This window comes from Enterococcus florum, from assembly GCF_004309355.1.
GTDB lineage: Bacteria > Bacillota > Bacilli > Lactobacillales > Enterococcaceae > Enterococcus_A > Enterococcus_A florum.
The window spans coordinates 19,044-28,571 of sequence record NZ_BJCC01000023.1; the positions used below are offsets into that span (position 1 = coordinate 19,044).

Annotated in this window: 11 protein-coding genes; 7 read left to right on the forward strand and 4 right to left on the reverse strand. The window is 42.5% G+C overall.

The features are described 5' to 3' along the window. The first annotated feature begins 24 nt into the window (after positions 1–24). From NRIC_RS13360 to NRIC_RS13375, 4 genes are read left to right on the forward strand one after another with little or no spacing between them, the layout of a single operon-like run. Entirely contained in the window at positions 25–366 is a 342-nt protein-coding gene (locus tag NRIC_RS13360; protein ID WP_146623204.1) for a PTS lactose/cellobiose transporter subunit IIA, read from the forward strand. Between the two features lie 12 nt (positions 367–378). After that, positions 379–1,821: a glycoside hydrolase family 1 protein gene (locus NRIC_RS13365; RefSeq protein ID WP_307720544.1), complete on the forward strand. Its 1,443-nt coding sequence runs from the start codon at positions 379–381 to the stop codon at positions 1,819–1,821. A 54-nt stretch (positions 1,822–1,875) separates the two neighbouring features. Beyond that, positions 1,876–3,774: a BglG family transcription antiterminator gene (locus NRIC_RS13370; protein WP_146623205.1), complete on the forward strand. Its 1,899-nt coding sequence runs from the start codon at positions 1,876–1,878 to the stop codon at positions 3,772–3,774. Further along, positions 3,767–4,378: a YczE/YyaS/YitT family protein gene (locus tag NRIC_RS13375; RefSeq protein WP_146623206.1), complete on the forward strand. Its 612-nt coding sequence runs from the start codon at positions 3,767–3,769 to the stop codon at positions 4,376–4,378. Before NRIC_RS13370 ends, NRIC_RS13375 begins: the two co-directional genes overlap by 8 nt. Positions 4,379–4,858: 480 nt before the next feature. Here the strand turns inward: NRIC_RS13375 and NRIC_RS13380 are convergent, their stop codons facing one another. Continuing rightward, complete coding sequence (locus NRIC_RS13380) at positions 4,859–5,368, reverse strand: phosphatidylglycerophosphatase A family protein (protein ID WP_146623207.1); 510 nt, start codon at positions 5,366–5,368, stop codon at positions 4,859–4,861. A 12-nt stretch (positions 5,369–5,380) separates the two neighbouring features. Further along, positions 5,381–6,370: an NAD(P)/FAD-dependent oxidoreductase gene (locus tag NRIC_RS13385; RefSeq protein WP_146623208.1), complete on the reverse strand. Its 990-nt coding sequence runs from the start codon at positions 6,368–6,370 to the stop codon at positions 5,381–5,383. Positions 6,371–6,588: 218 nt separating this feature from the next. On the opposite strand from NRIC_RS13385, the gene NRIC_RS13390 reads away from it, so the two are divergent. Next, on the forward strand, positions 6,589–7,182 hold the full coding sequence (locus NRIC_RS13390; protein ID WP_175580098.1) for a peptidylprolyl isomerase: 594 nt from the start codon (positions 6,589–6,591) through the stop codon (positions 7,180–7,182). Positions 7,183–7,227: 45 nt separating this feature from the next. On the opposite strand, the gene NRIC_RS13395 is transcribed toward NRIC_RS13390, so the two are convergent. Then, entirely contained in the window at positions 7,228–8,394 is a 1,167-nt protein-coding gene (locus NRIC_RS13395) for a MalY/PatB family protein (protein WP_146623210.1), read from the reverse strand. Positions 8,395–8,471: 77 nt separating this feature from the next. Here NRIC_RS13395 and NRIC_RS13400 point away from each other — a divergent pair, with 77 nt between their 5' ends. After that, entirely contained in the window at positions 8,472–8,852 is a 381-nt protein-coding gene (locus NRIC_RS13400; RefSeq protein WP_146623211.1) for a CvfD/Ygs/GSP13 family RNA-binding post-transcriptional regulator, read from the forward strand. A gap of 92 nt (positions 8,853–8,944) precedes the next feature. Beyond that, entirely contained in the window at positions 8,945–9,307 is a 363-nt protein-coding gene (locus NRIC_RS13405; RefSeq protein ID WP_175580099.1) for a hypothetical protein, read from the forward strand. Here NRIC_RS13405 and NRIC_RS19580 read toward each other — a convergent pair. Next, positions 9,300–9,528 (reverse strand): hypothetical protein (locus tag NRIC_RS19580; protein ID WP_227873804.1); only part of this gene is annotated, 229 nt, incomplete at its 5' end. The two genes, NRIC_RS13405 and NRIC_RS19580, sit on opposite strands and share 8 nt — an antisense overlap.

A 9,528-nucleotide genomic window follows, 5' to 3' on the forward strand; every position in this document is an offset into this window, starting at 1 on the left:
AGGAATGAAAGCAGGAGGACGCAGATGGAAGAGACAACTTATGTAGAAGAAAACGATCAATTGAATCAATTATCCATGAATATCCTGGTTCACGCTGGAAACGCTCGAGACCATTTGGTTCAAGCGTTGGAAAGCTTAGAAACAATGGATTTTGAAAAGGCTAAAGTGGAGGTAACAGCCGCCCGCAAGGAGGTCGTGGTTGCTCATGGACTTCAAACAGATACGCTGCAGCTGGAAGCTTCAGGAGAACAGATTCGCTACTCAACATTGTTCTGCCATGCGCAGGATACGTTGATGACTGCCCAAAGTGAAATTCTGATTGGTGAGCATTTAGTGAAGCTGTTTGAAGCGTTTAGTCAAAAATAAGGAGGAAGCAACTTGAAAAATTATCAAATGCCGGAAAATTTCCTGTGGGGCGGCGCAATTGCGGCCAACCAAGCAGAGGGTGCCTATAAAGTCGATGGAAAGGGTGTCAGCCTAGCGGATTTGCACAAATATTTTCCTGACAAAACCAATGCTGAAATTGCTGAAGAGCAGCATAAAGGGATGTCGTTAGCTGATGTGAAGGCGAATATGGCAGATACAGAAAGTTATTATCCTAAACGCCATGGCATTGACTTTTACCATACCTATGAAACGGATTTAGAACTGTTAAGTGAGATGGGCTTTAAAAACTTTCGGACATCCATTGACTGGACGCGGATTTTTCCCACCGGTGATGAAGAAGAGCCGAACGAAGCAGGATTGGCGTACTATGATCGCTTGATTGATAAGATTATTAGTTTAGGAATGGAACCGATTATTACGATTCTTCATTATGAAACGCCTGTTGGCATTACCTTAAACTACGGCGGCTGGAACAATCGCAAGGTAGTCGACCTGTTTGTGAAATATGGCAAGGTAGTGCTGAATCGCTATAAGGACAAAGTAAAATACTGGATTGTCATTAACCAAGTGAATCTGATTCAGTTTGAGCCTTTTAACTCAACTGCGATTCCTTATGATACGGTGGATAATTATATGGAAGCCAGCTATCAGGCGGTGCATCATCAGTTTATCGCTTGTGCTTTGTTGAAGGAATATGCAGAGAGCATTAATCCCGATATGATGATTGGAACGATGATGGCAGACTGTACCGCTTATCCGTTTTCTTGTGATCCAAACGATGTGAATCTGGCGCTGCGCCGCAATCGGATGCAGTATTTCTACACAGATGTTCAGTTTCATGGCGAATATCCGCAATATGCGTTGAACTACTTTGCGGAAAATGATATTCACTTGGAAATTACAGAGGAAGACAAGCAGATCTTGAAGGCTCATCCAATGGACTACTTGGCTCTTTCCTATTATTATTCACAAATGGTAGATTCTAAGAAAAATGATATGAATCTCTTGTCCTTAACACCTAATCCCAACCTGAAAGCTAATCCATGGGGCTGGGCAGTTGATCCGCAGGGATTGTATAATTCCTTATCCCAATACTGGGATCGCTACCACAAGTCCATCATTATTGCAGAAAACGGCTTTGGCATGTACGACAAGCTGGAGGATGGCAAGGTCCACGACGATTACCGGATCTCTTATCTTTCTGAACATATCGCGCAAATGAAGCAAGCGATGTATGATGGAGTAGACGTAATTGCTTATTGTGCGTGGGGACCGATTGATATTATCAGCTGTTCTTCCGCTCAAATGGAGAAACGCTATGGCTTTATCTATGTTGATCTGGACAATGAAGGCAATGGCAGCGGTAAACGAATTAAAAAAGACAGCTTCGACTGGTACAAACAGGTAATCGCGACAAACGGCGAACAGCTGTAACAAATTGAAAAGCTGGTCCCTTTGGCCAGCTTTTCTTTGAATAGGGGTGAGACGATGCTGACGGAAAAAGAAAAGGAATTAGTCGGATTTTTAGAAAAGAAGCAGCCGCAATGGGTGACCTCCAAGGAGCTGGCTGCATTCTGCCAATGTACAACCCGAACCATTCGCAATCGTGTCGCAAAAATCAATCAGCAAATACCAGAACTTATTTTAACCAGTCATTTAGGCTATCAGCTAAATTCAGCGGTAGCGATTGCCAAAGAGGGTATAGAGGATCGAAAGTCCCGTATTTTCCTTGAGCTTTTGAAGCATTCTTCTGAAGGAGTAGATAGTTTTGAGCTGGCTGAAAAGCTGTTTGTCTCAGAATCTACCTTGAAGAATGATATTCAGCAGTTAAAAAAGGAGATTACCAATGATGCTATTCAAATTGTTTTTGAACAGGATTTCGTCAAGCTAACCGGGCCAGAACGGGCTAAACGGCGTTACCTGATTTCTTTGCTGTACAACGAAAGTGATTTGCAGGAGAAGCTTAAGCACAGCATTCAGCAAATGATCGGCTATATTTCCTTAGAGGAGCTGCAGCAGACCATTCAGCAAACGCTGGCTGCGCATGAGATTCAGATCAATCAGTATTCACTAAACAATATCGTCCTGCATTACGCTATTAGTATTGAACGGATTCGACAAGGGCACAGCTTGAATGCTGGTCCAAGTATTTCGCAGCTACAGGAGAAGCCAGAATTTCTGTTGGCAGAAGAAATCAGTGATTCCTTGGCTCAGCAATACGATATTCATTTTTCAAAAATGGAGCTAGAGCAGCTGTCCTTACTGTTTATTGGGATACAAAATGAAACCTTAACCAAAGAAAACAATCAGCAGCTCTCAACCTTTGTGGATCAAGAAATTATCAGTGTGCTGCATGAGGTATTGTCCGAGGTGGAGCAGACCTATTTGGTGGAGCTGCATGAAGAGGAATTTTTCAACAAGCTGGCGATTCATATTCAAAGTCTGTATTATCGTTCCCACTATGAAACCTTTACAAGAAACAGCAGTCTGCTGGATATCAAAACGGCCTATCCTTTGACCTATGATTTGGCAGTGTACATTTCTTCTTTGATCCAGGAACGGCTGGATATCTGGTTTAACGATGATGAGATATCCTTCATTGCCCTGCATATCGGTGCCTTTTTAGAGACTAAGAAGCGTCATCAAAATCAGATTGTTATTCGCTTGGTGGTCAATGATTATCATGATATTGGTCAGAAGCTGAGTGGGCAAATTCAAGAGAAATTCGGTGACAGTGTGGCAGTGCTGGTGACCGAACGGCAGGCTGAGAATTTGGCGGCCTGTGATTTGCTGCTGACGACAGATCGCAAGGTGGCGTCGGATCATGCTGGGTCCGTCTTTATTCATCCTTTTTTAACTGCCAAGGACATTAAGAAAATTGAAAATCGGATGGAGGCCGTTAAATCACAGCGGGAGAAGAAGCGGATGTATCAAGGGATTGATAACTTTATCATGCCAGAGCTGTATTTTAATCAAATTGATCCTTCCGAACTTGGCCCAGAAGAAATCCGCCAGCAGCTGTGTCAGCGCATGGTAGATACTGGCTTTGTAGACGAATATTTTATTCAACGAGTAGAAAAGCGGGAACGCATGTCGCCCACCAGTTTTCCTTCGGGAATTGCAGTGCCTCACTCGGTGGAGCTGGAGGCAAGGAAAAGCGGCGTTGCTATGATGACTCTGCAGGAGCCGCTAGTTTGGGCAAATTATTCCGTAAAGCTGGTCGCATTCATTGCCATAAATAAAGAGGAAGCCAATACCTTCAATGACTTTTTTGAAAAGTTTATTGAGATTGTTTCAGAGCCGATTAACACCAAGCAGCTGAGTATGAGTGAGGATTACGATGAATTTATTTTGAAACTGAAAATGATGGTTGAAGCTGATGAGTAAAACAGGGCGTATTATTCAGGTATGTATAGGTACGATGTTGATGGGCATCGGCATTCAAGTGATTGTCACGGCTGGTCAAGGGATGGATTCGGTGAGTACCTTAATCAGTGGGTTGATGCAGCACACGACGATTCCCTTTGGACGTTGGAGTCAGATTATCAGTTTATTATTCTTAGGAATCAGCTTTTTGTATAATCGAAAAATGCTGGGTATTGGTAGTGTCATTAACACCTTGTTAGTTGGCGAGACGATTCGTTGGGTACAGCCAGCTATTGAGAATAGCGAATGGCTGCAGGGGCAGCTGATTGTTTCTTTCTTCGGCTTTCTGATCATGGCCTTTGGTACGGCTTTGTATTTAGCAGCAGACTTAGGTTCAGGACCTTTAGAGGGCATGATGTTTTGTGTCTGCAGTTTGTTGAAAGTGTCGCTGCAAAGAGGGCGAGTCTTGCTGGATTTTTTGATTGTTTTAGCAGGTGTGCTGCTAGGAAGCTTTGTCGGCTGGGGGACCTTATTTGCGATCTTTTTGTTGGGGCCGACGATTCAGGTGTTTCTAAATCTAGGGACGAAAGTTAATTTGAAGATAAAAGCAGACGAACTGTCTTGAGCGGTTCGTCTGTTTATTTAGAATGAAAAAATTGTGCTGAAAAGCCTTCTAAAATAGTATGGCAGAAGAAGGGGCAAATTCCTACTTTGGAGGGGAGTGTATGGAAAAAGGAAGTACTCAAGAGCGTTGGATAAAAGCTTAAAGGAAGAAGCTGAGTTCATTTTGATCAAGCTGGGGATGGATTCAACAACAGCAATCACTCTTTTGTATAAGCAGATCATTTGTAAATCAATCGTTCAGAGCGATCCTTTCTACGAATGCGCAGGGCTAACTTTGCGGTGCTGTTCTTCTTCTGATCACGTATCTTTTTTGACTGGTCGTGTATCTAAATGGGCACGGTTTCATTTGCGGCTTTCAAAGAACCACCTCCGTTTCATTTGATAGTTCAAGTATAACCGGAGGTGGGTAAAGAGTGTAGATACTGAGTGATTGGGCACTTACTGACAAAACTGTCACAGCCTCTAGTCTGATTGAGCAGGGTTAATTCATCAAATCATCTAGTTTTTCTGGATCTTCATGGGCCAAGCGACTTGCCGCAGATGCAGCAATGGCCCCTACCAGGTCATCTAAAAAGGTATGCACTGATTTTCCATCGTGAGAGTTCAGTTTCGCCAGAATACCGGGCTTGACCTTATCGATATACCCGTAGTTGGTAAATCCGATCGAACCATACACATTTACGATCGATAAAGCCATGATTTCGTCGACGCCGTATAGTCCCTCATCTTCTTCCAAAATTTCTTGCAATGGAGAATCCAACAATTTCTTTTCAGCTAGTTTGTCTAATTGAATACCCGTGATGATCGCGTTATGAACTTCTCGTTTCGTCAATACGCGATCAACGCTGTGAATACAGACGCCCATCGTTAGTTCATCGATGTAATCCTTTTGCAGAAAGAAAACAAGCTCTGCAATATCTTTGACGGTCACGCCGCGCTCGATTAATAAAGCACGGGCTGTTTCTTCTAAAGCTGGTGTTTCAAAAACCATGATGTACCTCCGCTATCTTTGAATTTTTGGGAACAAACTGCTGCTGTGAACAGGTTGTCTCCGAGTTTCGGGATCAATATAATGCAGGGCGTTGTTGACCGCAGTCGGGGCTTCGCCAGAGCCGGTAGCGATCAATCTGACTTTTCCATCATACGTGGTAATGTCGCCGCAAGCATAGACACCTGGAACAGAAGTGCTCATGTCTGAATTCACCACTATTGCCTGTCGGGTAGAGTCCAGCCCCCAACTTTTCAGATGATCCAATGAAGAAGTAAAGCCATAGTTAACGATTAAATGATCCACATTCAATTCCATTGTCTCATCTGACTTCATTTTTTGCAAAGTCACTGTATCCAGCATTTGCTCTCCTGAAACGCCTGTTACGACATAAGGAGTCAAAATCTCGATCGTCGATGATTTTAGCTTTTCTACGCTGTGCTCGTGTCCCCGGAATTGATTACGGCGATGGATGATCGAGACTTTTTCAGCGATCGGCTCCAGCATAAGAGCCCAGTCGATCGCTGAATCACCGCCGCCGGCAATTGCGACTTTCTTTCCCGCATACTTCATCAGGTCCGTCACGTAGTAATCGATCCCTTTGTTTTCGAAGACCTCACTTCTTGCTACCTGCAAACGTCTCGGTTGAAAGGAGCCGTTGCCTAAGGCTAGGATGACTGCTTTTGAAAAATGGGAACCTTTGTTGGTGATCAGCTCAAGGTAGTTTTCGTGCTTCTTGAGGTCGATCACTTCTTCTTCCAAGCAATATGTATGAGTAAATGTCTGCAGCTGTTTTTCCAGATTTCCGATCAAATCGGCAGCCTTGATTTCTGGAAAGCCAGGAATATCATAAATATGTTTTTCAGGATAAAGTGTCGTCAACTGTCCGCCTAGCTGAGGCAGGCTATCAATCAATTTTGTTTTTCTTTGGCGCATTCCAGCATAAAAAGCGGCGAACATTCCGACAGGGCCCGCTCCTACGATTGTTATATCAAATAATTCCATTGCATTCTTCCTTTCTTTGTCATTGATTGTAACAAACTTTTCGCAAACCTACCAAAATGAGGCTGTCCGGCAAAGCGGAAAAAATATGTAGGCATTGTTTGTCCGCTACTTCCTCGCTTCTTTCAAACGTGAACAAAAAAGAAATAGTAATCAATCGAATTTACGTGGAAAAATGGACAAAGTTTGATATGATAGAACCAGCAAAATTAAAGGAGGATATGAGCGTGACTCAATTTCCACAATTAAATCTGACAGAACAAAAAGGACCAAAAGCAACGATCAAAACCAATATGGGAGAGATCGTTGTCCAATTGTTTCCTGAAGAAGCACCGAAAACGGTAAAAAACTTCGTTGAGTTGGCGAAGAAGGGCTATTATGACGGTGTGATTTTTCACCGGGTGATCCCTGATTTTATGATCCAAGGCGGTGACCCTACCGGAACAGGCATGGGCGGCGAAAGTATTTATGGGGATAAATTTGAAGACGAATTTTCGCGCAATGTGTTTAACCTGCGTGGCGCATTATCGATGGCAAATGCAGGACCGAATACCAACGGCAGCCAGTTCTTTATCGTCACCAATCAAAATGTTCCTGAAAATATGTTGTCGCAATTGGAAGGTGCGGGATTCCCGTCAGAAATTATTGAGACCTACAAGGAAGGCGGCACACCTTGGCTGGATTTCCGTCATACTGTTTTTGGCCATGTTGTTGAAGGAATGGACACCGTCGATGCCATCGGTGCTGTCCAACGAGGTGCACAAGATCGACCAGTTCATGATGTTGTGATCGAAACAGTCGAAGTAACAGAATAAGTAAAATCAAAAAATCAGCCCCTGCTTTTCAGGAGCTGATTTTTCTTAGCTTAACGCTTGGACGATTCGCGACAGCCCTTCTTGCAGAGTGTCTCTTGGGCACGCTGCATTTAGACGCATGTGCTGCTTGCCTGCCGGACCATAACTTATTCCAGCATTCAACAGGACCTTGCCTTTGTGAACCAGTAATTCCATCAATTCCTCATCGGAAAAACCGTAGGCGGAAAAATCGATCCATAACAAGTAAGTCCCCTCAGGTTCCATGATTTTTGCTTTTGGCAATTCATCTGCAAAAAAATTCAAGGTAAAATCAATATTCTCCTTTAAGTACTGCAGCAACTCCTCTAGCCATTCATGGCCATGTGTGTAGGCAGCTTCCATGCCCAGTAATCCAAAAGTGTTTATCTCTTGCTGGAAATTTTCTTCTTGCTTTTGCTGCAGCGTTTCTCTCAGCGAGGGGTCCTTTACAAACACCAGCGAATTTTTGATTCCAGCTAAATTGAAGGTTTTAGTCATAGAAGTAAACTGAATCGTAAAGGCGGAAAAGTCTTTGTCAACAGATAAAAAATTGGTCATTCGATTAGGTTGAAAAACCAGATCTTGATGAATCTCGTCACTAAAAACGATTACCTGATACTTCTGGCATAGTTTTCCTAGAGCCTCTAATTCCTTTTTGGTCCAAACACGTCCCCCAGGATTGTGGGGATTACACAGGATCATGACCTTTACCTGATGCTGCTTGATCTTTTCCTCCATATCAGCAAGGTCCATTTGATAGTTGTTTCCGACTTTTTTTAGAGGACTGCGAACAAGCTTTCGCTGGTTGTTTTCAACAATACTGGAAAAAGGCGGATAAACGGGATCATGAATCAAAACAGCTTCGTCCTTCTGTGTAAAAGCTTGGAGAGCGGTAGTTAATCCAGCTAATACACCGCTGAAAAAAATGATCTCGTCTTTGTTCAGCTCTAGCTGATGCTGTGAGCGATGCCACTCGATGATTGCTGTATAAAGCGAGTCCGGTGTTGCTTGGTAACCAAAAATACCTAAATCCGCAGAATGGTGAAAAGCCTTTAAAACAGCTGCTGGTGCTTTAAAATCCATATCAGCGACCCACAAAGGAAGCAAGTCATCCTCTTGATAAGTTTCTAAAATTTCGTCCCATTTCACACTATTTGTGCCCTTGCGATTGATAACCTTATTAAAATCAACCATAAAGTCCCTCCTAATTTACAAACTTCTTTTTTGATTCTAAATACAGTATAATGAAACATGTGAAAAGAGGAAACTATATGGGATACAAAATAGGACAAATTATTAAAGGAACTGTGACGGGCATCCAACCCTATGGTGCTTTTGTGTCGCTGGACAGTCAAACACAAGGATTGGTGCACGTTTCCGAAGTACAACCAGGGTATACCAAAAATATCCACAGCTTTTTAGAAGTAGGAAAAAAAGTGCGGGTACAAATTATCGATATCGATGAATACACCCAAAAAATCAGTCTGTCGCTGCGAACATTGGCAGAACGTCCACCGGCAGTGCAGCACTACCGGAAACGGTATTTCACAAATCGAAACAGAAACATCGGTTTTCAAACGATTCAGGAGCAGATGCCCAAATGGATAGAAGAGTCGCTGGATTACTTGAGCGAAATAGCAATTGAAAACTAAATAGCAATTTTCATAATACAATTTCTTTGTTTCAGAAAATATGGTATGATATGATGGAATTCAATAGGAACTTGCGACCACAGAGGTGAAACATTTTGACAAAAGAAGTGTCAGGAACGATTATGCTGCACTTGGAAGACGGGTCAAAACGATTTTTGGTTCATCAAGAAGGAACCATCAATGAATTTGCTCGAACAGAGATTAAATCAGAAAACACGGTTTTGGCGAACTTTTTAAACTTTTTGAAAAACGTTGTCCTTATTAATGTGGATGATATTCGCCTAGTAGAGCTGACGAACACACAAACAAATGGCAACAATGTTCCGCTTTATGTATTTGAAATGGCTGAAAACAAAGTCACCCGTCTACCGGAAGGTTTTGTTTGGGAAACGCCAGACGGATTGCGTGAGATTTTAGGCACCTTTGAGATTTCAGGAATGCCGATTTTTAATTAAGAAACACTCCAAAAGTATTGCGTTTTGCATAAAGCGCAATACTTTTCATTTTTTGCGGAAAAGAGTTGACGAAACGAGAAGAGAATGATAAATTAACATAGTTGTTTCGAAAGCTTAATTCTTTTGAAACTTTCTTGAAAAAAAGTGTTGACTTTTTCCAAGCGAGTTGATAAGATATAAAAGTTGCTGAAACAAAGCAATAGTATGTAGACCTTTGAAAA

Coding starts and splice junctions, on each gene's coding strand:
- NRIC_RS13360 (WP_146623204.1), top strand. CDS start 25: ATGGAAGAGACAACTTATGTAGAAGAAAACGATCAATTGAATCAATTA.
- NRIC_RS13370 (WP_146623205.1), top strand. CDS start 1,876: ATGCTGACGGAAAAAGAAAAGGAATTAGTCGGATTTTTAGAAAAGAAG.
- NRIC_RS13375 (WP_146623206.1), top strand. CDS start 3,767: ATGAGTAAAACAGGGCGTATTATTCAGGTATGTATAGGTACGATGTTG.
- NRIC_RS13380 (WP_146623207.1), bottom strand. CDS start 5,368: ATGGTTTTTGAAACACCAGCTTTAGAAGAAACAGCCCGTGCTTTATTA.
- NRIC_RS13385 (WP_146623208.1), bottom strand. CDS start 6,370: ATGGAATTATTTGATATAACAATCGTAGGAGCGGGCCCTGTCGGAATG.
- NRIC_RS13390 (WP_175580098.1), top strand. CDS start 6,589: ATGAGCGTGACTCAATTTCCACAATTAAATCTGACAGAACAAAAAGGA.
- NRIC_RS13395 (WP_146623210.1), bottom strand. CDS start 8,394: ATGGTTGATTTTAATAAGGTTATCAATCGCAAGGGCACAAATAGTGTG.
- NRIC_RS13400 (WP_146623211.1), top strand. CDS start 8,472: ATGGGATACAAAATAGGACAAATTATTAAAGGAACTGTGACGGGCATC.